This is a genomic window from Streptomyces mutabilis, assembly GCF_014649815.1.
GTDB classification, from domain to species: domain Bacteria; phylum Actinomycetota; class Actinomycetes; order Streptomycetales; family Streptomycetaceae; genus Streptomyces; species Streptomyces mutabilis.
This window is the reverse complement of sequence record NZ_BMTT01000018.1, coordinates 12,149-36,268: the sequence shown is the minus strand read 5'-3', so window position 1 is coordinate 36,268 and position 24,120 is coordinate 12,149. Positions and strand designations below refer to the sequence as shown.

Below are 24,120 nucleotides of genomic sequence, written 5' to 3'. Positions count from 1 at the left end.
TACATGTCCGAGATGCACGAGAGTGCGGAACCGGGTCGCGGCGACGCCCACTTCGCGGTCCTCCCCGACTGCGAGGAGGCGGCCGTCGCGGCCCGCTTCTTCCGCCGCCCCGGAACCCGCGTCCTGCCCCACGCCTCGGGGCGGCCCTGGCTCGTCGGCCGGTGGTCCGGCACGGAGATCACCACGGCCCGGGCGGGCACCACGGCCCTCGCCGCCCTCGGTTGGTGCCCGGCCGACGAGCAGCAGCTCGAACGCCGGGCCGCCCACCTGCGCGACCTCACCGAACTCGACGCCCTGGCCCGCTCCCTGCCCGGCAGCTTCCACCTGGTGGCCACCCACCGCGGACGGCTTCGGGTGCAGGGCACCGCCTCCGGGCTGCGCCTGGTCTTCCACGCGCGGATCGGCGGCGTCCACGTCGCCGCGACGAGCGCGGACCTGCTCGCCGAGGCCCTGGGGACCAGCCCGGACACCGGCCGGCTGGCGGTCCGGCTCCTGTGGCCGGTGCCGCATCCCCTGTACGAGTCCTCCGTCTGGCAGGGAGTGGACTCGGTCTCCCCGGAGGACGCCCTGCTCGTCTCCGCGGACGGACAAAGGGTCAGCACCGCACGCTGGTGGCGGCCCCCCGAGCCCACCCGTACCCTCGCGCAGGGCGCCCCGGCCGTCCGCGAGGCACTGGCCGCGGCCGTCGACGTCCGGACCCGGGCGGGCGGCGTGGTCAGCTGCGACCTGTCCGGCGGACTGGACTCCACCTCCGTCTGCTTCCTGGCCGCCCGCTCCACCGCGTCCGTGGTGGCGGCGACCTGGCCCGGACGGGACCCCGCGGACACCGACCTGGCCTGGGCCGCGAAGGCGGCGGAGCACCTCCCGGAGGTCGATCACGTCGTCTGGGACGCGGACGCCTCGGCCCTGGTCTACTCGGACCTGCTCGGCATCGACGACCTGCTCGACGAGCCGACCATCGGGGTGATGGACCGCTCACGCGTCCTGCAGCACCTGCCGTGGCTCGCCGAGCGCGGCAGCCGGGTGCACCTCACCGGGATCGGCGGCGACCACGTCGCATGGTGCTCGGAGGCGTACTACCACGGACTGCTGCGGACCCGCCCGCTGTTCGCGCTGCGCCAGTTGCGGGGTTTCAGGGCCCTGTGGAACTGGCCCCTCGGCGGCACGGCGAGTGCCCTCGCCGACTCCCGCGCCTACCCGCGCTGGCTGGCGGACTCCGTCCGGCGGCTGCGCGATCCGATGCCGGAGTCCTCGGTGACCGGCAGCCTCGGATGGGGGATGTCCCCCCGTCTGTTCCCCTGGATGACCGCCGAAACGGAACGGCTGGCCCGCCGGGCCCTGCTGGACTCCGCCGCCCGGGCCGAGCCGCTGCACCCGGACCGCGGCCTGCACACCGACCTGGAGCTGATCCGCACCTGCACGCGCATCATCCGGCAGTGGGAGCGGATGGCGGCCCGGGCGGGACTCCCGATGGCGTCGCCGTACCTGGACGACCGCGTCATCGAGGCGTGCCTCGCGGTGCGGCCCGACGAACGCGTCACGCCGTGGCGGTACAAACCGCTGCTCACCGAGGCGATGCGCGGTGTCGTCCCGGAGGAGTGCCTGCGGCGTGCCAACAAGGCCGAGGCGTCGATGGACGCGTCCGACGGGCTGCGCCGCCACCGGGGCGACCTGTTGGCCCTGTGGACCGGCTCCCGGCTGGAGGGCCTCGGCCTGGTGGACGGCGGGGAACTGCGCCGGCTCGCGCAGCGGCCGTCCGCGCCGGGCCTGCGCGACGCGATCCTCTACTCGACCATCGCGTGCGAGGTGTGGCTGCGCTCCCGCGACCGCGCCCCACTCCCCGGATCCACCGTCGGATGACGCGAGACAGCAGAAAGGTGCCGCTCCCATGACGCTCCGATTCGACACCGACGTCTCCACCGCGCAGACCCAGTACGGAACCGTGCTCCTCGACCAACGCACCGGTGAGTACTGGGAACTCAACCCCACGGGTGAGCTGGTGGTGCGCACCCTCATGGACGGCGGGGACGAGGCGGCCGCCGTCGCGGCGCTGGTCGCGCGGTTCGAGATCGACCGCGACCGCGCCGAGCAGGACGTGAGGGCGCTGCTGCGCGACCTCCGGGCCGCCGGGCTGGTCTCATGACCACGCCCAGCGCCCTGGACCGGCCCACCGGAGTCCCCCTCGCCCGGCGGCTGGCCGCCCGTCTCGTCCTCGTCCCCGCGCTGGCCCTGTCCTTCCTGCCGCCCCGGCACATCCGCGCCGTACTGGAGCGGGTGCGCCGGGGCGCGCGGCCCGCCACCGCCGCACAGGCCGCGGCGGCCCGGGACGCGCTGTGCGCGGTGAGCCTGCGCTGCGCCGGGCCGCGTGGCTGCCTGCCGCGCTCGCTGGGGGCCGCCCTGCTGTGCCGCCTCCACGGGGCCTGGCCCACGTGGTGCACGGGGGTGCGCAAGGTGCCGCCCTTCTCCGCCCACGCCTGGATCGAGGCCGACGGCCGTCCGGTGGGGGAGGGCGCCCCGGACGACTACTTCGCGCGGCTGGTCACGGTGGCCCCGGCGCGGCGGACGCGGACGTGAGCGAAACGGCCGTCGCGGACGACGCCCCACCCGGCACCGGCACCGGCCTCGGCGACCGCGGACCGGCCCCCCGCGTGCCGCCCGCGGGCCGGACGACGCGAGGCTCGGTCGCCTCCCTGTTCCGCCTGACGTCCGGCCACCGGCGCAGCATCACGGTGGCGACCGCGCTGACCCTGGTCGCGTCGGCGCTCGGACTCGCCCAGCCGCTCGTCGCCAAACACGTCGTGGACTCCAGCGCCCACGGTGAACTGCTGTGGCCGCTCCTGCTGCTGCTGTGCGGACTCTTCGCCGCGGAGGCAGCCGCGGGAGCGACGGGCCGGTTCCTGCTGGACCGCATGGGCGAGGGTGTGATCCGCGTGGTGCGTCACGGACTCGTCTCGCGGCTGCTGCGGCTGGAGATGCGCGAGGCGGACCGGCGCCGCGGCGGCGACCTGGTCTCCCGGGTCACCGCCGACACCACCCTGCTGCGGGACGTCGTGTCCCAGGCACTGGTCGACCTGCTCACCGGCTGCCTCGTCTCGGCCGGGGCGCTGCTGCTGATGCTGTGGCTGGACCCTCTGCTGCTGCTCCTCGTCGTGGCGACGGTCGCCCTCGCCGCGGTCGTCGTCACCACGCTCCTGAAGGGCATGCGGGTGGCGTCGCAGCACATGCAGGCCTCCGTGGGCGCCGTCGCCGCCGAACTGGAACGCGCCCTGGGCGCCCTGCCGGTGGTACGGGTGTACCGGGCCGAGGAACGCGAGGCGCGACGCATCGGCGAACGGGTGGACTCGGCCTACCGGTCGGGCGTGCGGGCGGCGAAGCTGGCCGCGGTCATGAGCAGCGCCGTCGAACTCGCGGTCCAGGGTTCCTTCCTGCTCGTCCTGGTCGTCGGCGGCATGCGGGTCGGCAGCGGGGGCGCCGACTCCCTCGGCGATCTCGTCGCCTTCCTGTTGTACGCGTCGTACCTGGTCATGCCGCTGTCCTCGGTGTTCCGCGCCATCGGCCTGATCCAGCGCGGCGCGGGCGCCTGTCTGAGGATCGACGAAGCCCTGGCCCTTCCGCAGGAACCGCCGGAAGCCCCGCGACTCCAGGAACCTCCGGAGCAGTCCGGCCGCACGGCCCCCGGCGCACCGCCGGCCGCCCCGCGCTCCCCGGCCCCCGCGCTGGAGCTGACCGACGTCCGCTTCGGCTACGTCCCGGACAGGACGGTGCTGCGCGGGGCGAACCTCACCGTGCCGAGGCGCGGACTGGTGGCACTCGTCGGCCGATCCGGAGCCGGCAAGAGCACGCTCTTCGCCCTGGTCGCGCGCCTGTACGAACCCGACGCCGGGACCATCCGGTTCGACGGCCGCCCGACCGCGGAGCTGAGCCGCCGGGAGAGCCGCGCGGGCATCGCCCTCGTGGACCAGAACACACACGTCCTGGAGGGCACGCTGCGGGAGAACATCACCTATGCGTCCCCCGGAGCCCCCGACGACGAGATCCTCCGCGTCGTACGCCTGACCCGGCTGGACCACGTGGTGCGGCGGCTGCCGGGGGGCCTGGACGGCAGACTGGGCGACCGCGGCGGCACCCTGTCCGCGGGGGAACGCCAGCGCGTGGCCCTGGCCCGGGCCCTGCTCGCCCGTCCGCGGCTGCTCCTCCTCGACGAGCACACCTCGCACCTCGACGCCGTCAACGAGGCGGCGCTGATCCGGACACTGAGCGCCGTCAGCCGGGACTGCGCGGTGCTCGTCATCGCGCACCGCCTCGCCACCGTGCGGTACGCCGACCGGATCGTCGTCCTCGAGGACGGCCGCACGGTGGCCTGCGGCCGGCACGACGAACTCCTCGCCACCAGCCCGGCCTACCGGGAACTGGCCACCGCCCACGTCCTGAACGGTGACCCGGCCCCGGACGACGGCGAGTGCTGAGCCGGCCCGCCGTCGGCCAGGAGGGGCGTGACGACTAGGAGGGCGTGACGACGATCTTCCTGCCGACACCCGAGGCGAACTGCTCCAGCGCCTCGGGATAGCGGTCCAGCGGGATGCGGTCGCTGATGAAGACGTCCGGGTCGAGGACGCCGCCCGCGAACAGCTCCGCCGCGCGCTCGTAGCTGTGCAGGACCGCCATCGATCCGGTGATGGTGATCTCCTGGTTGTAGATGCGGTACGGGTCGATCTGCACCCGGGTCGCGTAGTCGGCCACCCCGAACTGGAGGAACGTACCGGCCTTGGCGACGCGGTCCAGTCCGTCTTGGATGGCCGCCGCGTTGCCGGTCGCGTCGATGACGAGGTCCCAGCCCTGGGGGCGGTCCAGCTCGTCGGGTGTCGCGGCCGAGCCCGAGACGCCGAGGCCGCGGGCGGTCTCCAGGCGGGCCGGGTTGAGGTCCACCACGTCCACGCTGGCGGCGCCGGTGCGCTTGGCCAGCTCCAGCATCATCAGGCCCATCGTGCCGGAGCCGTAGATCAGGACGTGGGCGCCGAGGCGGGACTGGAGGACGTCGTAGCCGCGGACCGCGCAGGACAGGGGCTCGATCAGGGCCGCGTCCTGGGTGCGGACGTGCTCCGGGAGCTTCACGCAGTTCGCGACCGGTGCCACCGCGTACTGCGCCGCGCCGCCCGCCGTGGTGACGCCGATGGCGGCCCAGCGTTCGCAGAGGTTGTTGTGGCCGGTGCGGCAGTAGCGGCACTCGTAGCAGTAGAGAGAGGGGTCGACGGCGACCCGGTCGCCGACCGCCACCTCGGTGACCTGGGCGCCCACGCCGACCACCGAGCCGGCGAACTCGTGGCCCGGCACGATCGGGAGCTTGGGCGCGAACTCGCCCTGGAGGATGTGCAGGTCGGTACCGCACAGGCCGCAGGCGGCGACCTCGACGACGACCTCGCGCGGCCCTGGCGTCGGGTCCGGGACCTCGGTGACGACGGCGCGGCCCACGGACTCGATGACGGCGGCCTTCATTTCACGGCTCCCAACGACAGGCCCTGGACCAGTTTGTCCTGGGCGGCGAACCCCGCGGCGAGCACCGGCAGGGAGATGACGAGCGACGCGGCGCACACCTTGGCCAGGAAGAGGCCCTGGCTGGTGATGAAGCCGGTCAGGAAGACGGGGGCGGTCTCGGCGACCACGCCCGTCAGCACCCGGGCGAAGAGCAGTTCGTTCCAGCTGAAGATGAAGCAGATCAGGGAGGTGGCGGCGATGCCGGGCAGGGCGATCGGGGCGACCACGCGGGTCAGGATCGTCGGGAGCTTCGCGCCGTCCACCCGGGCGGCCTCGATGATCGCGACCGGCACCTCGGCCAGGAAGGACTGCATCATCCAGACCGCGATCGGCAGGTTCATCGAGGTGTAGAGGATGACGAGCAGCCAGATGTTGTCCAGCATGTCCGTGTTCTTGGCGAACAGGTAGATCGGGAGCAGGCCCGCCACCACCGGCAGCATCTTGGTGGAGAGGAAGAAGAAGAGGACGTCCGTCCACTTCTTCACCGGGCGGATGGAGAGGGCGTACGCGGCGGGCAGGGCCAGCGCCAGGACGAAGAGGGTCGAGGCGACCGACGCGACCGCCGAGTTGATCAGCGCAGGCCAAGGGCTCGCGCCGCCGTCCGCGCCGAAGAACTCGCGGTAACCGTCCAGGGTGAGGGAGGCCGCGAAGGACGGCGGGTTGGTGGCGGCGTCCTCCTCCGAGTGGAAGGAGGTCAGGGCCATCCAGGCGATGGGCAGGAAGAAGACGATCCCGGCCAGCCAGGCCACCAGGCCCAGGCCGGCGCCCGCCTTGCGGCGGACTCGCACGGGCTTGTCACCGGTGGTGCCGGTGGCGGCGGGTCGTACGGCGGTGGCGCTCATGCGCGGCCGACCTCCTCGCGGAACAGGGACGACACCACACGCAGGGCGAAGGTGGCGATGATGATCGAGCCGATGACGACCAGGACGCCCGCGGCCGAGGCGAGGCCGTTCTCGTGGGCCTGGTAGAAGCTCTGGTAGACGGTGTAGGGCAGGTTGGCCGTGCCCAGGCCGCCGGACGTGATCGTGAAGACCGCGTCGAAGTTCTGCACGATGTAGATCGAGCCGAGCAGGGCGCCCAGTTCGAGGTAACGGCGCAGGTGGGGCAGGGTCAGGTGGACGAAGATCTGCCAGTCGCTCGCGCCGTCCACCCGGGCGGCCTCGATCTGCTGCTTGTCCCGGCTCTGCAGCCCGGCCAGCAGGATCAGCATCATGAACGGCGTCCACTGCCACACCAGCGCCGCCTCGACCGCGAGCAGCGGGGTGTTCGAGATCCAGTCGGGCTGCGGGCCGCCGACGTAGTGCAGCAGGCCGTTGAACAGGCCGTACTCCGGGTTGTAGAGGACGTGCTTCCAGAGCAGGGCCGCCGCGACCGGGACCACCAGGAACGGCGCGATCAGCAGGGTGCGGACCACGCCCCGGCCCTTGAACTGCCGGTCCAGCAGCAGGGCGAGGGCCAGGCCCAGGACCAGACTGGCCAGGACCACCACGACCGTCAGCAGGATCGTCGTCCACACCGACTTGCGCAGGGCCGGGTCGGTCAGGACGTCGCCGTAGTTGCCGAAGCCGGCGAAGGAACGGGCGTCCGGGTAAAGGGAGTTCCAGTCGAAGAAGGAGATCACCAAGGTCGCCACGAAGGGCAGCTGGGTGACCGCGATCATGAAGATCAGAGCGGGGAGGAGCGGGGCCCGGGTGGCCCACGCCTTCAGCCGGGGCGACGGCGGGCGGACGGGGGCGGGTACGCGGTCGGGTGCGGCCGAGGGGGCCGTTGTGGTGGCGGTCATCGTCCCTCGTACTCCTCGGAGATCTGCTCGGCGAGCTGCTGGGACTTCTTCAGGGCCTGTTCGACGGACTGTCGTCCGGCGATGGCCGCGCTGATCTCCTGGGAGACCTTGGTGCCGAGGTCGGTGAACTCGGGAATGCCGACGAACTGGATGCCGGGCGCCGGGCGCGGCTGCACGCCGGGGTCGTTCGGCTTGGCGCCCTCGATGGCCTCCCGGGTCATCTCCTGGAAGGCGGCGGCCTCCTTGACGTAGTCCGGGTTCTCGTACGTCGAGGCACGCTTGCCGGCCGGGACGTCGGACCAGCCGATCTCGTCGCCGACCAGCTGCTCGTACTCCTCGCTGGACGCCCAGGAGACGAACTCCCATGCCTTGTCGGCGTTGCGGGAGGCCTTCTGGATGCCCCAGGCCCAGGTGTAGAGCCAGCCGGCGGAGTCGGTCTTCTCCACGGGGGCGGGGGCGTAGCCCATCTTGCCCTTGACGGGGGAGTTCGCGGACTCAAGGGGGCCTGCCGCGGAGGTGGCGTCGTACCACATGGCGACGTTGCCCTGGGTCATGTTGTTCAGGCACTCGGCGAAGCCGGACTGGGCGGCGCCGGACTGGCCGTGCTCGCGGACGAGGCCGACGTAGAACTTCGTCGCCTTCTCCCACTCGGGGGAGTCGAGCCGGGCGTTCCAGTCCTCGTCGAACCAGGTGCCGCCGAAGGTGTTCACGACCGTCGTCAGCGGCGCCATCAGCTCGCCCCAGCCGGGCAGGCCGCGCAGGCAGATGCCCTTCATGTCCGGCTCGGCGCCGTCGAGTTCGGCGGCGAGCTCCGCCACCTGGGTCCAGGTGGGGTGCTCGGGCATGGTCAGGCCCTCCTTCTCGAAGATGTCCTTTCGGTACATCAGGAAGGACGACTCGCCGTAGAAGGGCTGGCCGTAGAGCTTGCCGTCGTCGCCGGTGAGGGACTCGCGCATCGGCTCCAGGATGTCCTGCTGGTCGTACGCCGGGTCCTTCGCGACGTAGGAGTTCATCTCGTGCAGCCAGTCGTTGCGGGCGTAGATCGGTATCTCGTAGTTGGAGAGGGTGGCGACGTCGTACTGGCCGGCCTGGTTGGCGAAGTCCTGGCTGATCTTGTCGCGGACGTCGTTCTCCGGCAGGACGGTGAAGTTCACCTTGATGCCGGTGTCCTTGGTGAAGTGGTCCGCAGTGAGCTTCTGCAGCTCCACCATCTGGGGGTTGTTGACCATCAGGACGTTGATGGCGTCGCCGCCGGAGCCGGCCCCGCCCGCCCCGACCCAGCAGCCGGAGAGCAGCGGGGCGAGCAGCGTCCCTGCGGCGGCCATGGCGAGCGTGGCTCGCGGCCTCCGTCGGCTCTGGGTTCGCATGGATCGCTCCTGAACATATGGGGAGGTATGGGGCAGCGGAGGGTATGGGGTGCCCTCCGGGGACGTGAGTCGGTTTGTCAGACGCGGATGACCTGCGGTCCCAGCAGTGAGTAGCGGTGGGCCTCGGCCGTGGGGAGCAGGGTGCTGGTGACGATCGCCTCCAAGGCGCCGACCTCCGCGAACCGGCAGAAGCTGACCGCTCCGAACTTGGTGTGCGTGCCCGCCAGGACGGTGCGCCGGGCGGCGCGGATGGCCTGGGCCTTGACCTCGCTGACGGCCGGGTCTGGGGTGGTGAGGCCGTGTTCGCGGGAGATGCCGTTGGCGCCGATGTACGCCAGGTCGATGACGAAGCCGGCCAGCATCTTCGTCGTCCAGTGGTCGACGGTGGCGAGCGTGCCCGAGCGGACCCGGCCGCCGAGCAGGAGGACGGAGGTGTCACCGGCCTCGGCGAGCGCGCCGGCGACCGGCAGGGACGCGGTGACCACGGTCAGCGGCCGGTCCCGGGGGAGGGCCTCGGCGATGAGCTGGGGGGTGAAGCCCTCGTCGACGAAGACCGTCTCGGCGTCGCCGAGCAGTTCGGCCGCCGCCGCGGCGACCCGGCGCTTCTCGGGCACGTGACTGGTGGCGCGGAAGGCGAGCGTCGTCTCGAACCCGGCGCTCTCCACGGGGTAGGCGCCGCCGTGGGTACGGCGGACCAGGCCGTGGTCCTCCAGAGCGCGCAGGTCCCGGCGCACGGTCTCCTTGGCGACGCCCAGGTCGGCGGCGAGCGCGGTGACGTCGACGGAGCCGGTGTCGCGGGCGATCCGCACGATCTCCCGCTGACGTTCCTCCGCCGTCCTCGTGGCCATGCCGAACACCTGCCTCACCGCCTGGTCGCGCACCCTTGCCCGTTCGGGCCCGTGGGACCCATGGGGGAAGTTCTACAGCGGTCGCGCGGCACTGACCAGGTCTGTTGCGGAACCGATGCTGCCCGTTTGTGCCCGTTCAGGTCACCGGGTGCCCGTCTCGGACCTGGCAGGCAGTGATCCGGGGGGTGAGAACGGGCAGCGCGGATGCCCGCATGCCGAGGCGGGCGGGCCCGTTCGGTGCCCGCCCGCCCCGTTGGCCGACCGGTTCCGGTCAGTACGGCCAGATCGGGGGGTCGGTCACGAAGTGGCCGCCCAGGCAGGCGTGCGCCGGGTTGTCCGGGTCGAGTTCGCCCTGCTCGGCGATCAGCTTGGCGGCGTACGGCTCGGAGTCGTCCTGTGGTTCGTAGCCGAGCGCCCGCGCGGAGGTGAGGTCCCACCACAGGCGTGTGTTGGCGGACGAGCCGTGCACGACGGTGTGCCCGACGTTCTCGGCGGTCAGGGCGGCGTCGAAAAGGCGGGCGCCGTCGGCCGGGCTCATCCACACCGAGAGCATGCGCACGCTGGTCGGCTCGGGGAAGCAGGAGCCGATGCGGACGGAGACGGTCTCGATTCCGTGCTTGTCCCAGTAGAACTGGGCGAGGTCCTCGCCGAAGGACTTGGACAGGCCGTAGAAGGTGTCCGGGCGACGCGGGGTGTCGATCGGGATGAGCGGGTCGTCGCCCCGGGGGCGCGGGGTGTAGCCGACGGCGTGGTTGGAGGAGGCGAAGACGATGCGCCGGACGCCCTCCTCGCGGGCGGCCTCGTAGACGTTGTAGGTGCCCTCGATGTTGGCCTTGAGGATCTTCTCGAAGGGGGCTTCCAGGGAGATGCCCGCGAGGTGGATGATCGCGTCGACGCCCCGTACGGCCTCGCGCACGGCCGCCCGGTCGGCGAGGTCGGCGACGATCGCGTCCGGCTCGCCCTCGATCGGGCGCAGGTCGAGCAGGCGCAGCGTGTAGCCGTGCGCGGGAAGCAGTTCCCGCATCAGGGTGCCGAGGCCGCCGGCGGCGCCGGTGAGCAGGACGGTGCGGGGAGCGGGCATCCTCGGGACTCCTAGGTCTCCTGTTGGTCTCCTGAACCGGCAGCCGTACGCCTGGGCGCCTGGCGTTCATATGCGTGGACACGCTAAGGAACCGGTGGTCAGCCGTCAAGAGGTCGCCTGCTTGACGGTGTTCATGAGTCGGCTTAGCGTGGTCGCGTTCAGAAATATAGACGCAGATCACGAATATGATGCCGACCGTCATCAGGAATGGGGAGCGCCCGTGACCTCAGCCCCTCTCGCCGCCCGGCTCACCGTCCCCAGCGGGCCGCTGTTCTTCCCCGTCACGGCCTATGCCCCCGGTGGCGAGGTCGACCTCGACGCCTACCGCACGCATGTGCGCCGAGGGGTGGACGCCGGCGCCGCCGCCGTGTTCGCCTGCTGCGGCACCGGCGAGTTCCACGCACTGACGCCCGAGGAGTTCGAGGCCTGCGTCCGGACGGCCGTGGAGGAGACCGCGGGGCGGGTGCCGGTCCTCGCGGGCGCGGGCTACGGCACCGCCCTCGCCGTGCGCTACGCCCGCATCGCCGAGGAAGCCGGGGCCGACGGGCTGCTCGCCATGCCGCCGTACCTGGTCGTCGCCGGGCAGGAGGGGCTGCTGCGGCACTACCGGGAGGTGGCCGCCGCGACCGCCCTGCCCGTCGTCGTCTACCAACGCGACAACGCCGTGTTCACCCCGGAGACGGTGGTCGAACTGGCCCGCACGGACGGGATCGTCGGCCTCAAGGACGGCCTGGGCGACCTCGACCTGGTGCAGCGGATCGTCAGCGCCGTGCGCACCGAGGTCCCGGACGGTGACTTCCTCTACTTCAACGGGCTGCCGACCGCCGAGCAGACCCAGCTCGCCTACCGCGCGCTCGGCGTCACCCTCTACTCGTCCGCCGTGTTCTGCTTCGCCCCCGAGATCGCCCTCGCCTTCCACCGTGCGTTGCGCGAGGACGACACGGCCACCGTGCACCGTCTGCTGGACGGCTTCTTCCGGCCGTTCGTCGAACTGCGCGCCCAGGGCCGCGGGTACGCCGTCGCCCTGGTCAAGGCGGGCGTACGGCTGCGCGGCCTGGACGTGGGGGAGGTGCGGACGCCGTTGCAGGAGCCGGCCGAGGAGCACGTGAAGCAGCTCGCCCAGCTGATCGAGCGGGGCCAGGCGCTGCTGGACGAGGAGCGTGACAAGTGAGGGCGTCGGCATTCGTCTACCCCTGGGACGTCAACGGCGCCCCGGAAGCCGCCGTGTTCGTCGCGGGCCTCGGCGTGGAACAGGTGACGCTCGCCGCCGCCTACCACTCCACCCGCGCCCTCACCCCCCGCCACCCGCGCCACCGCGTCGTCACGGCCGAGTACGCCGCCGTCCTCTACGCGCCGGACCCCGCCCGCTGGGAGGGCCGGGACCTGCGCCCGTACGAGGCCGGCGACTGGGCGCCCGGCGACGCCTACGGCGAGGCCGCCGCCGCGCTCGCGGACGCGGGCCTGGAGGTGCACACCTGGGTCGTCCTCGCCCACAACTCCCGCCTGGGCGCCGAGCACCCGCACACCTCCGTCGTCAACGCCTACGGCGACCGCTACCCCTGGGCACCCTGCATCGCGCAGCCCGCCACCCGCGCGTACCTCACCGACCTGGCGGCCGAGTCCGCGGTACGACCCGGGGCGCGCGGCACGGAACTGGAGTCCCTCGGCTGGTACGGGCTCGCCCACCTGCACGCACACGACAAGACCGGCGGGGTCGCCCTCGGGGACGCCGGGCAGTACCTGATGTCGCTGTGCTTCTGCCCGCACTGCCGGGAGGGCTACGGCACACAGGGCCTCGACCCCGACGAGCTGGCCGCCGCCGCGCGCGCCGCGCTGGAGCCGGTGTGGCGGGGTACGGCGCCGTCGGACGGGGGCTGGGCGGGCGTGGAGAAGCTGCTCGGCGAAGCACCCGCGAACGCCACCCGGGCCTGGCGGGACGAACGGGCCCGCACCCTCCAGGAGGCGGCGGTCGAGGCCGTGCGCGCCGCCGCTCCCGAGGGCTTCCAGGTACTGCTGCACGCCGACCCGGTCTCGTACCACTGCGGTGCCAACGCCGGCGTCGACCCCGCGCACGTCCTCTCCGTCGCGGACGGCGTGGTCGTGCCCTGCACGGGCGGCGCGGGCCTGCTGACACCGTTCGCCGAGCAGGAAAGCGACGGGGCCGTCCTCGCCGCCAACCTCACCGTGGTCTCCGGCATGGGCGGCCGCCCGGACACGCTCGTCGCGGACGCCGCGCGGGCGCGGGAACTGGGCGCCACGGAGCTGCGGCTGTACCACGCCGGGCTGGCGTCGGACGGGGATCTGGAGGCGGTGCGGGCGGGGCTGCGCGTGGGGTGAGCCAGGGGCGGGGCGGAGTTTCGGGTGCGGGCCGGTGGGGGCTGGTCGCGCGGTTCCCCGGGCCCCGTTCGGGGCGTTCGGCGCACGTTCCCGGTCAGGGGTGGGAGTCCGCGAGGCCGGGGACCGTCCGGTGCGGGTCGGCAGGGGCCGGTCGCGCGGATCCCCCGCCGCCCCGTTCAGGGGCGTTCCGCGCACGTGTCCGAGAGGGTTCCGGCCACCGGGCGCCGGGCCAGTGCCGCCGCCGTCATCAGCAGGACCGCGCCCAGCGTCGGCAGCATCAGCCGCAGGCCGACCGTCTCGACGAGCGCCGCGCCGACGGCCAGGCCGAGGACGTTCGGCGCGAGGACCAGGGTGTCGGCGGTGGCGCTGACCCGCCCCAGCAGTGGCCCCGGCGTCTCGCGCTGCACGGCGGTCAGGGCGGCGATCAGGACCGTCGGCAGGCCCAGGCCGATCGCCGCACCGGACACCCAGGCGAGCGCTTCGGAAGGGATTCCCCGCGCCGCCACCGCGACCGCGAACAGGGCGATCCAGGCCGCCCCGAACCGTCGTGCGCCCAGGCGGCGCAGGGCGGGGCGGACACGACCCCGACCACCACCGAACCGGCGCCCTGGACGGCGTGGAGCACACCGGCGTAGGCGGGGGAGCGGCCGAGGGCGTCGACCACGGCGTACAGCGTGGCGCCGCCGACGCCCGCGCACAGCATCGTCACCCCGCCCGCGAGGACCAGCGGGCGCAGTCGCGGGTGCGCCCACAGGTACCGGACGCCCTCGGCCGTCTGCCGCCGCCGGTTCACCGCGGGCCGCTCCGGCGGGGCCTCCCGCACCCGCAGGGCCGCGTACAGCCCCGTGGCCACCACGAACGCCGCCGCGTCCAGCGCTGCCACGCTCGGACCGCCGTACGCCGTGTAGAGACCCGCTCCGGCGAGGGGTGCCACGAGCTTCATACCCCGTTGGCGGTCGTGCGCAGTCCGATGAAGTCGCCGAGCAGGCGCGGATCGACGGCGGCGGCCACGAGCGCCGACTCGGCCGCGTCCTGCACGACCGGCCACGCCGTACCCGAACAGCACCGCGAACAGCAGCCACAGCGCGTCCGGCGAGTCGACGGCGCAGAGGGCGGGCAGGAGTGCGGCCGGCAGCAGGTTCGCGGCGATCGGCAGCGGCTTGCGGCGGACGCGGTCGGCGGTCGTGCCCAGCGCCGGGCCCACCAGCGTCGGCGCCCACATCGCGAGCATGCACAGCGCCGCGAGTCCGTCCGAGCCGGTGAGGTCCTTCACCCAGACACCGGCCGCCAGCCACAGCGCCGAGGTGCCGAAACCGGACACCACCACCCCGGCGAGATACAGGCCCGCGTTGCGCTCGCGCAGGACGCGGGCCAGGGGCCAGGTTCCGCGTCCCGTCTTCCTCGTGTCCGTCCTTCTTGGCGTCATGCCAGTTCATCGTCGCCCTGAGACACAGCGACCGGCATCGGGCAGGTGCCCTGTGCGCAGCCTCGGGGGCCGATGAGTTTTGCCGCCGTGATCGGTCTACCTCCCGACAGAGCGGCCCTGCCTCCCGAGGAGCGATCGATGACCCACGACACCACCACCCCCACGCTCGACCTCGGACCGCAGACCCGGGTCCTGGCGCGCCTCGCCGAGGGCGTGAGCGACGCCCGGCTCGCGGACCCGACCCCGTGCCCGGACCTGGCCGTCCGCAACCTGCTCGGCCACCTCACCGGCCTCGCCGTCGCCTTCCGCGACGCCGCGCGCAAGGACCTGGGCGTCACCACCGACACCAGCCCCGAGGCGAGCGTGCCCGACATCGGCCCCGACTGGCGCGAGGAGCTGCCGAAGGTGCTCGGTGAACTCGCCGAGGCCTGGCGCGACCCGGACGCCTGGACCGGCATGACCCGCGCGGGCGGCATCGACCTGCCCGGCGAGGTGGCCGGCGCCGTGGTCGCCGACGAACTGGTCGTCCACGGCTGGGACCTGGCCCGCGCCACCGGCCAGGAGTACGCCCCCGACCCGGCCGCCCTCCAGGCGTCGTACGGGCTGCTCGCCGCCTCCGCGGAGGAGAGCGACCGGGACGCGGGCACGTTCGGCCCCGTCGTACCCGTGCCCGCCGATGCCCCGCTGCTGGACCGGGCGGTCGGACTCAGCGGGCGCGACCCACGCTGGACACGGCCCGCCTGACGGCCGGGTTCGACGGGCGCGACGGCCTCCGCGCCCGGCCTTCGCGCCCCGGCAACCTCAACTTCCTTTGTCAGAAGCATTGACGTGGCTCCGCGCCCCTCTTACCTTCAACGCGTCGTACTCCGTACGTCATATATGAGACGCGATACGCGAGATCAGGTACGCGAGATCAGGTACATGTGACCGTTGCATGTGATCAGCGGCGTGAGATCCGCGCATCCGACGCGAGATTCCGAGAGGCGCGCATGACCTCTGTGCCCACGCCGATCCCCTCCCGCACGCAGTACGTGCTGGAGGAGATCAAACGCCGCATCCTCACCGGCCGGCTCACCCCCGGCCAGGCCCTGGTCGAGACCGACCTCGCCGCACAGTTCGGGGTGTCCAAGACACCGGTGCGCGAGGCGCTCAAGACGCTGGCCGGTACCGGACTGGTCGTGATGAGCCAGTACAAGGGCGCGACGGTGCGCATGGTGGACGCGGACATGGCGCGCGAGGTCTACGACGTGCGGCTGCTCCTGGAACCCGAGGCCCTCAAGCGCGCCGTGCGCCGCGGAGCCTCCCTGGACGCCGCCAGTGACGCGCTGACCCGGGCCGACCAGGCCACGGACACCGCCGAACGGTCCCTCGCCAACCGGGAGTTCCACCGCGCCCTGTACGTGCCCTGCGGCAACCCGCTGCTCGGCCGGATGCTGGACGAGGTCCGTGACCAGGCGGCCCTCGTCTCCGCCGTCGCCTGGGCCGCCGACCCATCCTGGGAACGGGAGGCCGGCGAGCACCAGGAGATCCTGCGCCTCGCCCTCGCCGGTGACGCGGACGGCGCCGCCCGCGCCCTGCACGCGCACATCGCGTCCTTCGTCGAGCGGGCCTTCCCCGAAACGGGAGCCCAGGCCCAGGAAGAGGACGGTCAGGCATGACAGCGACGTTCGAGACCCAGCGGGCGGCCCTGGCCGACGTGGTCGCGATCCCGGTGACCCCGTTCGCCGAGGACGGCTCCGTCGACCCCGCCACCTACCGGGCCCTGCTGCGTCGTCTCCTCGACGGTGGCATCACGACCCTCACCCCCAACGGCAACACCGGCGAGTTCTACGCCCTGTCCCCGGCCGAGCGCACCCTCGTCACCGAGCTGACGGCCGAGGAGGCCGGCGACCGCGCCGCGATCCTCGTCGGCGTCGGCCACGACGTGCCGACCGCCGTCGCCTCCGCCCGGCACGCACGTGACCTCGGCGCCTCCATGGTGATGGTCCACCAGCCGGTCCACCCCTACGTCTCCCAGGGCGGCTGGGTCGACTACCACCGCGCCATCGCCGAGGCCGTGCCCGAGCTGGGCGTCGTGCCCTACCTGCGCAATCCCCAGCTGCCCGGCGCCCGCCTCGCCCAGCTCGCCGACGCCTGCCCCAACGTCATCGGCGTCAAGTACGCCGTCCCTGACGCCGCCCGCTTCGCCGCCTTCGCCCGCGACGCCGGCCTCGACCGCTTCGTGTGGGTCGCCGGGCTGGCCGAGCCGTACGCGCCGTCGTACTTCTCCGCGGGCGCCACCGGCTTCACCTCGGGCCTGGTCAACGTCGCCCCGGCCGTCTCGCTCAACATGATCGAGGCGCTCCGGTCGGGTGACTTCCCGGCCGCGATGAAGGTCTGGGAGCAGATCCGCCGCTTCGAGGAACTGCGCGCCGCCAACGGCTCCGCCAACAACGTCACCGTGGTCAAGGAGGCCCTGGCCTCGCTGGGCCTGTGCCGTCGCGAGGTCCGCCCGCCGAGCAAGCCGCTGCCCGAGGACGAGCGCGCCGAGGTCGCCGCCATCGCCGCGGGGTGGTCGATATGACCGGACGGAAGCCCCCCGAGCAGCTCCGCAGCCACCAGTGGTACGGCACCGACGGACTGCGCTCCTTCAGCCACCGCGCCCGGACCCGCCAGCTCGGCTACCTGCCCGAGGAGCACCTCGGCAAGCCCGTCATCGCCATCCTCAACACCTGGTCCGACATCAACCCCTGCCACGTCCACCTGCGCGACCGCGCCCAGGCCGTCAAGCGGGGCGTCTGGCAGGCGGGCGGCTTCCCCCTCGAATTCCCGGTCTCCACGCTCAGCGAGACCTTCCAGAAGCCGACCCCGATGCTCTACCGCAACCTGCTCGCCATGGAGACCGAGGAACTGCTGCGCTCCTACCCGGTGGACGGCGCGGTGCTGATGGGCGGCTGCGACAAGTCCACCCCCGCCCTGCTCATGGGCGCCGCCAGCGTCGACCTGCCCGCCGTCTTCGTGCCCGCCGGCCCCATGCTCCCCGGCCACTGGCGCGGCGAGACCCTCGGCTCCGGCACCGACATGTGGAAGTACTGGGACGACAAGCGGGCCGGCCTCATCGGCGACTGCGAGATGCAGGAACTGGAGAGCGGGCTGGCCCGCTCACCCGGACACTGCATGACGATGGGCACCGCCTCCACGCTGACCGCCGCCGCCGAAGCCCTGGGCGTCACCGTCCCGGGCGCCTCCAGCATCCCGGCCGTCGACTCCGGCCACGACCGGATGGCCGCCTCCGCCGGACTGCGCGTCGTCGAACTCGTCCACCGGGACCGCAGACTGAGCGACATCCTCACGGCCGACGCCTTCGAGGACGCCGTCACCACCGTGCTCGGCCTCGGCGGCTCCACCAACGCCGTGATCCACCTGATCGCCATGGCGGGCCGCGCGGGCGTCACCCTCACCCTCGACGACTTCGACCGCATCGCCCGCACCGTCCCGGTACTGGCCAACGTCCGCCCCGGCGGACAGACCTACCTGATGGAGGACTTCCACTTCGCCGGCGGCCTGCCCGGTTTCCTCTCCCGCATCCCCGACCTGCTCCACCTGGACCGGCCCACCGTCGCGCACGACACGATGCGGGAGCAGATCGCGGGTGCCCAGGTGCACCACGACGACGTCATCCGGCCCCGCGGCAACCCGGTCGCGGCCGAGGGCGGGGTCGCCGTCCTGCGCGGCAACCTCTGCCCCGACGGCGCCGTCATCAAGCACATCGCCGCCGAGCCGCACCTGCTCAAGCACACCGGTCCCGCGGTCGTCTTCGACGACTACCGGACCATGCAGCGCACCATCAACGACCCGGCCCTCGGCATCACCGCCGACAGTGTGCTCGTCCTTCGCAACTCCGGACCCAAGGGCGGACCGGGCATGCCCGAGTACGGCATGCTGCCCATCCCCGACCACCTGCTCAAGCAGGGCGTGCGCGACATGCTCCGGATCTCCGACGCCCGTATGAGCGGCACGAGTTACGGCGCGTGCGTGCTGCACGTGGCGCCCGAATCGTACGTCGGCGGACCGCTCGCCCTCGTCCGCACCGGCGACTCGATCACCCTGGACGTGGAGGCGCGCTCCCTCCAGCTCAACGTGGACGACGAGGAGCTGGAGCGCCGCAGGGCCGCCTGGACGCCGCCGCCCGCCCGCTACGAACGCGGCTACGGCGCCCTCTACAACGAACAGATCACCCAGGCCGACACCGGCTGCGACTTCGAGTTCCTGGCCCGCCCCGGCAAGGTGCAGGACCCGTACGCCGGCTGAACCCCGTACGACACGAACACCCCCGCACACCCCTGCACGCCGAGAAAGCGCTTCCTGCACGACCCACGCACGACGTACCAGAACGGAGAACTGTCATGGCCCAAGCCGCAGCCGTGGCGAAACCGCCCGCGCCACCCCGGCGGCGCCGTGCCTCCGCCACACCGCGCAGGCTCCCCTACCTGCTGATCGCACCGGCCGCCCTGCTGATGCTGGGCTTCATCGCCTACCCGGTGATCAGTGTCTTCTACTACAGCCTGCAGGACTACAACCCCACCAAGCCGTGGCGGAACGGCTTCGCGGGCTTCGACAACTTCGTCAGGATCTTCACCGACGACCCCATCTTCTGGGACACCCTCGTCTTCAGCGCCAAGTGGGTCTTCGTCGAGGTCGGCCTGCAGTTGCTCTTCGGCCTGGCACTGGCACTCATCGTCAACCAGACCTTCGTCGGCCGGGGCATCGGGCGCGCCCTGGTCTTCTCCCCCTGGGCCGTCTCCGGCGTACTGACCTCCGCGATCTGGGTGCTGCTCTACAACTCCCAGACCGGCATCACCCGTTACCTCGCCGACCTGGGCATCGGCGACTACGGCACCAGTTGGCTGTCGGACACCTCGACCGTGTTCTCCGCGGCCGTCGTCGCGGACCTGTGGCGCGGCGTGCCCTTCTTCGCGATCCTCATCCTCGCCGACCTCCAATCCGTCTCGAAGGACCTGTACGAGGCGGCCGAGGTCGACGGAGCGAGCCGCTTCAAGCAGTTCTGGCACATCACGCTGCCGCACCTGAAGGACGCCATCATCCTGTCCACGCTGCTGCGCGCCGTGTGGGAGTTCAACAACGTGGACCTGCTCTACACCCTGACCGGCGGCGGACCCGCGGGGGTCACCACGACCCTGCCCCTCTACATCGCCAACACCAGCGTCGACGCCCACGACTTCGGCTACGCGTCGGCCCTCACCACGGTCGCGTTCGTGATCCTGCTCTTCTGCTCGATCGTCTACCTGCGGCTGAGCAAGTTCGGAGGCGAGAACAAGTGATCACCAAGGAGGCCGCCGCGCCCGCCCCCGCGCCCGCGCGGGCCGACCACGAACCGCCGCGGCCGGCGAAGAAGCGCCACCCGGCCTGGGACGAGGTCCCGCGCTGGCAGATCTACCTGCCGCTCGGCGTCTACCTCGTCTTCACCCTGGTCCCGTTCTACTGGATCCTGCTCTTCGCGCTCCGCCCGTCCGGCTCGACCTCGCTCGTGCCCTGGCCGATGACCTTCGACCACTTCGAGAAGGTCTGGACGGACCGTAGCTTCGGCACCTTCTTCGAGAACAGCGTGTACGTCGGCCTCGCGACACTGGTGATGACCACCCTCGTCGCCCTGGCCGGCGGGTATGCCCTCGCCCGGTTCGACTTCAAGATCAAGCGGGCCTTCATGCTGGCCCTGCTCTGCTCCCAGTTCGTGCCCGGCGCCCTGCTGCTGGTCCCGCTCTTCGAGATCTTCGCCGAACTCCAGATGATCAACTCGCTGGGCAGCGTCATCATCGCCGAGACGGTCTTCCAGCTGCCGCTGTCGATGATCCTGATCAGCAACTTCATCAAGAACGTGCCGTACTCCCTGGAGGAAGCCGCCTGGGTCGACGGCTGCGGACGGATGCGGGCCTTCCTGGTCGTCGTCCTGCCGCTGCTGCGGCCCGGCCTGATCGCCGTCGGCTCCTTCGCCTTCGTGCACTCCTGGAACCACTTCCTGTTCGCCCTGATGTTCCTCAACAACCAGGACAAGCAGACCATCCCGGTCGGCCTCAACACCCTGATGAGCGCGGACAGCGTCGACCTCGGCGCACTCGCCGCCGGCGGCATCATCGCCGCCGTGCCCGTCGTCCTCGTCTTCGCCTTCATCCAGAAGTGGCTGATCACCGGCTTCAGCGCGGGGGCGGTGAAGGGATGAGCCCGGTTCCCGTCGTCCTCGCCGGCGCCCGCGGTCACGGCCGCTGGCACGTCGCCAACATCCGCCGCCTGGAACGGGCAGGGCTGGTCAGGCTGGCCGGCGTCTGCGAGCTGACCCCGCTGACCGAGGAAGAGGCCGGTGGGGAGGTCCCCGAGCAGTCCGCCGACTTCGGCGCCCTGCTCGACTCCACCGGCGCCCGGATCGCCGTGATCTGCACGCCGATCCCCACCCACACCGACCTCGCGCTGACCGCCGCCCGCAAGGGCGTGCACCTCCTGCTGGAGAAGCCCCCGGCACCGTCGTACGCGGAATTCCGGCGCATGGCGGACGGGGTCGCCGAGGCCGGCGTCGCCTGCCAGGTCGGGTTCCAGTCGCTGGGCTCGCACGCCGTGCCGGCGATCCGCGCGCTCCTCGCCGAGGGCGCGATCGGCGAGGTGGTCGGCATCGGCGGGGGCGGGGCGTGGGTGCGCGACGAATCCTACTTCCGCCGGTCGCCCTGGGCGGGCCGGCGGCGGATGGACGGCGCCGACGTGATCGACGGGGCGCTGACCAACCCGCTCGCGCACGCCGTCGCCACCGCGCTCGCCCTGGGCGACAGTTCCCGCGCCGAGGACGTCACCGGCATCGAGACCGAGCTGTGCCACGCCAACGACATCGAGGCCGACGACACCTCCTGCGTACGGGTCGGCACCGCGCGCGGCCACCGCGTCACCGTAGCCGCGACCCTGTGCGCGGAGCGGGCGCACGAGCCGTACGTGCTGGTGCACGGCAGCGGCGGCCGCGTCACCTTCTGGTACAAGCAGGACCGCGTCCTGCTCCAGCGCGGCGGCCACGGCCCCGAGGAGTTCGAGTACGGCCGCACCGACCTGCTGGAGAACCTGGTCGACCACCTGACCACCGGCGCCGCCCTCCTGGTGCCGCCGGACGAGACGGGCGCCTTCATGCGGGTCGTGGAGGCGATCCGCCGGGCCCCCGACCCGGAGCCGCTGCCCGACGCCGCCTGGCGCCGCGTCCACGGCGAGAACCGCCGGGTGGTCCCGGGCATCGACGGACTCGTGGCCGCCGCCGCCGACACCCTCTCCCTCTACTCCGAGCTGGGCGCCCCCTGGGCGCCGCGCACGGAGCACCCGCTGAGCGAGGTGAGCACCCGATGACCGGCCACGACTCCCTGGTGCTGCGCGTGGCGGGCCGCCCCGTCGGCCGCTACGTCATCCGGCCCGAGCTGCCCGTCCGGCTCTCCCCGCGCCCCTGCCTGCACCCCGTCACCACCCTGGCCGGCACGGCCGTGACCGAGTTCAGTCCCGCCGACCACCACCATCACCTCGGCGTCGGTGTCGCCGTTCCCGACGTCGAGGGGCACAACTTCTGGGGCGGGCGCACCTACGTACGCGACCGGGGACCGACCGAGCTCGACAACCACGGCGCCCAGCGGCACACCGCCTTTCAGCTCCGTGACCCGGACGGCTTCGTCGAGGAGCTGCGCTGGGTCGCGGCCGGCACCGAGCTGCTGCGCGAGCGCCGCACCGTCGCCGCCACCGGACTCACCGAGGCCGCCTGGGCGCTGGACTTCACCTTCTCCCTCACCAACGTCACCCCGGACCCCCTCACCATCGGCAGCCCCGCCACCAACGGGCGCCCCGGCGCGGCCTACGGCGGCTTCTTCTGGCGCGCCCGCAAGGAGAGCGCGGCACCCAGGGTCTTCACCGCCGACCGCGAGGGCGAGCGGGAGGTGCACGGCGCTCGCGCCGACTGGCTCGCCCTGACCGGCGACACCTGGTCGCTGGTCTTCGCCGGGGCCACGGACCGGACCCGGCGCGACCCGTGGTTCGTGCGTACCGAGGAGTACCCGGGCGTCGGCTCGTCCCTCGCGTACGACGAACGGCCGGCGATCGCCCCCGGTGACACCCTCGTCCGCCGGATCGTCACCGTCGTCGCCGACGGCCGCCTCGGCCCCGACGACGCCGCGACCCTCGTACGGAAGGCGGTGAGTCCGTGACCCCCGAAACCGCGGACACGTACACCAACCCCGTCCTGAACGCCGACTGGTCCGACCCGGACGTCGTCCGCGTCGGCGACGACTTCTACCTGACCGCCTCCAGCTTCGGCCGCGTCCCCGGCCTGCCGCTCCTGCACTCCCGCGACCTGGTCAACTGGTCGCTGGTCGGGCACGCCCTGCCCCGCCTGGAGCCCGCCGACCGGTTCGCCGCGCCCCGCCACGACTGCGGCGTCTGGGCCCCGTCCCTGCGTCACCACGCGGGCCGCTTCTGGATCTTCTGGGGCGACCCCGACCACGGGATCTTCCAGGTCAACGCCCCCGAGATCCGCGGCCCGTGGACCGCGCCGCACTTGGTGAAGGCGGGCAAGGGCCTGATCGACGCCTGCCCCCTGTGGGACGAGGAGACCGGGGACGCCTACCTGGTGCACGCCTGGGCACGCTCCCGTTCGGGCATCAAGAACCGCCTCACCGGTCACCGCATGCACCCCGACGGCACCGGCCTCCTCGACGAGGGCAAGGTGATCGTCGACGCCGACCGCATCCCCGGCTGGTTCACCCTGGAGGGCCCCAAGCTCTACCGGCACGACGGCTGGTTCTGGATCCTGGCGCCCGCCGGGGGAGTGGAGACCGGCTGGCAGGGTGCCTTCCGCTCCCGCGACTTCTTCGGACCGTACGAGGAGAGGGTCGTCCTGGAGCAGAAGGACACCGACGTCAACGGCCCCCACCAGGGCGGCTGGGTGCGCACGCCGTCCGGCGAGGACTGGTTCCTGCACTTCCAGCAGCGCGGCGCGTACGGCAGGGTGGTCCACCTCCAGCCGATGAGGTGGGGGACGGACGGCTGGCCGGTCCTGGGCGACGACGGCGCCCCGGTCACCGAGCACGCGCGTCCCGCCCTGCCCCCGCAGCCGCCGGCCGCGCCCGCGACCGACGACGACTTCCCCGGCGGACGGTTCGGCCGCCAGTGGTCCTGGACGGCCAACCCCCGCGACGGCTGGGCCACCCAGCACTCCGGGGACGGACTGCGCCTCGCATGCGTCCGCTCGGCCGACGCGCACGACCTGCGCAGGCTGCCGAACGTGCTCACCCAGCGGCTGCCCGGCATCCCCTCCGTCGTCGAGGTCGACCTGCGCCTGGACAGCGAGGAGCCGGGCGCGCGGGCCGGGCTGGCGGTGCTCGGCGACGCCTACCGCTGGATCGGGCTCCAGCGGGGAGCGGACGGGACCGTGCACCTGGTGCACCGGTTCGCCGAGACGGTGGCCGAGACCGAGCGGGACGCGGACCACCCGCGCGTCGCACCCGGGGGACGGGTACGGCTGCGGATCGAGACCGCGCCCGGCGCCCGCTGCCGGTTCTCCTACGACCTCGGCGACGGCCCCCGCCCCACCGGCCAGGTCTTCGCCGCCACCCCCTGGCGCTGGGTCGGCGCCCTGCTCGGCCTGTTCGCGCTCGCGCCCGCCGGCGAGGGACACGCCGGCGCCGCCACGTTCACCCGGTTCCGGAACGGACCCCGGTAACCACCGACCTCATCCGTAC

21 protein-coding genes and 1 pseudogene are annotated in these 24,120 nt (G+C 72.7%); 15 read left to right on the top strand and 7 right to left on the bottom strand.

From position 1 onward, the window contains the following. Window positions 1–3: 3 nt before the first annotated feature. From IE142_RS28210 to IE142_RS28195, 4 genes are all read left to right on the top strand, one after another. Window positions 4–1,860, top strand: coding sequence for a lasso peptide isopeptide bond-forming cyclase (locus tag IE142_RS28210; RefSeq protein WP_191888359.1), 1,857 nt, complete (start codon window positions 4–6; stop codon window positions 1,858–1,860). A gap of 28 nt (window positions 1,861–1,888) precedes the next feature. Then, window positions 1,889–2,143, top strand: coding sequence for a lasso peptide biosynthesis PqqD family chaperone (locus tag IE142_RS28205; RefSeq protein WP_043374353.1), 255 nt, complete (start codon window positions 1,889–1,891; stop codon window positions 2,141–2,143). Then, window positions 2,140–2,574: a lasso peptide biosynthesis B2 protein gene (locus IE142_RS28200; RefSeq protein WP_191888358.1), complete on the top strand. Its 435-nt coding sequence runs from the start codon at window positions 2,140–2,142 to the stop codon at window positions 2,572–2,574. Before IE142_RS28205 ends, IE142_RS28200 begins: the two co-directional genes overlap by 4 nt. Window positions 2,575–2,648: 74 nt before the next feature. Further along, on the top strand, window positions 2,649–4,466 hold the full coding sequence (locus tag IE142_RS28195; protein WP_191888426.1) for an ABC transporter ATP-binding protein: 1,818 nt from the start codon (window positions 2,649–2,651) through the stop codon (window positions 4,464–4,466). A gap of 34 nt (window positions 4,467–4,500) precedes the next feature. Here the strand turns inward: IE142_RS28195 and IE142_RS28190 are convergent, their stop codons facing one another. The 6 genes from IE142_RS28190 to IE142_RS28165 all read right to left on the bottom strand — a co-directional run bounded on the left by IE142_RS28190 (window position 4,501) and on the right by IE142_RS28165 (window position 10,611). Then, entirely contained in the window at window positions 4,501–5,493 is a 993-nt protein-coding gene (locus IE142_RS28190) for a zinc-dependent alcohol dehydrogenase family protein (RefSeq protein ID WP_043374357.1), read from the bottom strand. Next, window positions 5,490–6,374, bottom strand: a complete 885-nt coding sequence (locus IE142_RS28185) for a carbohydrate ABC transporter permease (RefSeq protein WP_191888357.1) — start codon at window positions 6,372–6,374, stop codon at window positions 5,490–5,492. The genes IE142_RS28190 and IE142_RS28185 overlap by 4 nt, the downstream gene beginning before the upstream one ends. After that, entirely contained in the window at window positions 6,371–7,315 is a 945-nt protein-coding gene (locus IE142_RS28180; RefSeq protein ID WP_191888356.1) for a carbohydrate ABC transporter permease, read from the bottom strand. Before IE142_RS28180 ends, IE142_RS28185 begins: the two co-directional genes overlap by 4 nt. Then, entirely contained in the window at window positions 7,312–8,682 is a 1,371-nt protein-coding gene (locus IE142_RS28175; RefSeq protein WP_191888355.1) for an ABC transporter substrate-binding protein, read from the bottom strand. Before IE142_RS28175 ends, IE142_RS28180 begins: the two co-directional genes overlap by 4 nt. Before the next feature lie 77 nt (window positions 8,683–8,759). After that, window positions 8,760–9,530, bottom strand: a complete 771-nt coding sequence (locus tag IE142_RS28170) for a DeoR/GlpR family DNA-binding transcription regulator (protein ID WP_043377202.1) — start codon at window positions 9,528–9,530, stop codon at window positions 8,760–8,762. 271 nt (window positions 9,531–9,801) lie between these two features. Next, a complete protein-coding gene (locus IE142_RS28165; protein ID WP_191888354.1) occupies window positions 9,802–10,611 on the bottom strand; it encodes an NAD-dependent epimerase/dehydratase family protein in 810 nt (269 codons plus the stop codon). Between the two features lie 220 nt (window positions 10,612–10,831). On the opposite strand from IE142_RS28165, the gene IE142_RS28160 reads away from it, so the two are divergent. Beyond that, a complete protein-coding gene (locus IE142_RS28160; protein WP_191888353.1) occupies window positions 10,832–11,782 on the top strand; it encodes a 5-dehydro-4-deoxyglucarate dehydratase in 951 nt (316 codons plus the stop codon). Beyond that, window positions 11,779–12,948, top strand: coding sequence for a hypothetical protein (locus IE142_RS28155; RefSeq protein ID WP_191888352.1), 1,170 nt, complete (start codon window positions 11,779–11,781; stop codon window positions 12,946–12,948). The genes IE142_RS28160 and IE142_RS28155 overlap by 4 nt, the downstream gene beginning before the upstream one ends. Before the next feature lie 176 nt (window positions 12,949–13,124). Here IE142_RS28155 and IE142_RS28150 read toward each other — a convergent pair. Beyond that, window positions 13,125–14,374, bottom strand: a pseudogene (locus IE142_RS28150) (MFS transporter). 138 nt (window positions 14,375–14,512) lie between these two features. Here IE142_RS28150 and IE142_RS28145 point away from each other — a divergent pair. The 9 genes from IE142_RS28145 (at window position 14,513) to IE142_RS28105 (ending at window position 24,101) form a co-directional block, all read left to right on the top strand. After that, entirely contained in the window at window positions 14,513–15,118 is a 606-nt protein-coding gene (locus IE142_RS28145; RefSeq protein WP_191888351.1) for a TIGR03086 family metal-binding protein, read from the top strand. Between the two features lie 245 nt (window positions 15,119–15,363). After that, on the top strand, window positions 15,364–16,032 hold the full coding sequence (locus IE142_RS28140) for a GntR family transcriptional regulator (protein WP_043374375.1): 669 nt from the start codon (window positions 15,364–15,366) through the stop codon (window positions 16,030–16,032). Next, the gene (locus tag IE142_RS28135) at window positions 16,029–16,937 is read left to right on the top strand and encodes a dihydrodipicolinate synthase family protein (RefSeq protein WP_191888350.1); all 909 of its coding nucleotides are present in this window, start codon (window positions 16,029–16,031) and stop codon (window positions 16,935–16,937) included. The genes IE142_RS28140 and IE142_RS28135 overlap by 4 nt, the downstream gene beginning before the upstream one ends. Beyond that, window positions 16,934–18,664 carry an L-arabinonate dehydratase gene (gene araD, locus IE142_RS28130; protein WP_191888349.1) on the top strand — a complete coding sequence of 577 codons (1,731 nt, stop codon included), beginning with the start codon at window positions 16,934–16,936 and terminating at the stop codon, window positions 18,662–18,664. Before IE142_RS28135 ends, araD begins: the two co-directional genes overlap by 4 nt. 95 nt (window positions 18,665–18,759) lie before the next feature. Further along, window positions 18,760–19,695, top strand: a complete 936-nt coding sequence (locus IE142_RS28125) for a carbohydrate ABC transporter permease (protein WP_043374383.1) — start codon at window positions 18,760–18,762, stop codon at window positions 19,693–19,695. Then, window positions 19,692–20,591: a carbohydrate ABC transporter permease gene (locus IE142_RS28120; RefSeq protein WP_043374385.1), complete on the top strand. Its 900-nt coding sequence runs from the start codon at window positions 19,692–19,694 to the stop codon at window positions 20,589–20,591. Before IE142_RS28125 ends, IE142_RS28120 begins: the two co-directional genes overlap by 4 nt. Beyond that, complete coding sequence (locus IE142_RS28115) at window positions 20,588–21,745, top strand: Gfo/Idh/MocA family protein (protein ID WP_191888348.1); 1,158 nt, start codon at window positions 20,588–20,590, stop codon at window positions 21,743–21,745. The genes IE142_RS28120 and IE142_RS28115 overlap by 4 nt, the downstream gene beginning before the upstream one ends. Then, window positions 21,742–22,587 (top strand): DUF6807 domain-containing protein, encoded by an 846-nt coding sequence (locus IE142_RS28110; protein WP_191888347.1) that lies wholly within the window; start codon window positions 21,742–21,744, stop codon window positions 22,585–22,587. The genes IE142_RS28115 and IE142_RS28110 overlap by 4 nt, the downstream gene beginning before the upstream one ends. Further along, window positions 22,584–24,101 carry a glycoside hydrolase family 43 protein gene (locus IE142_RS28105; RefSeq protein WP_191888346.1) on the top strand — a complete coding sequence of 506 codons (1,518 nt, stop codon included), beginning with the start codon at window positions 22,584–22,586 and terminating at the stop codon, window positions 24,099–24,101. Before IE142_RS28110 ends, IE142_RS28105 begins: the two co-directional genes overlap by 4 nt. Window positions 24,102–24,120: the final 19 nt, after the last annotated feature.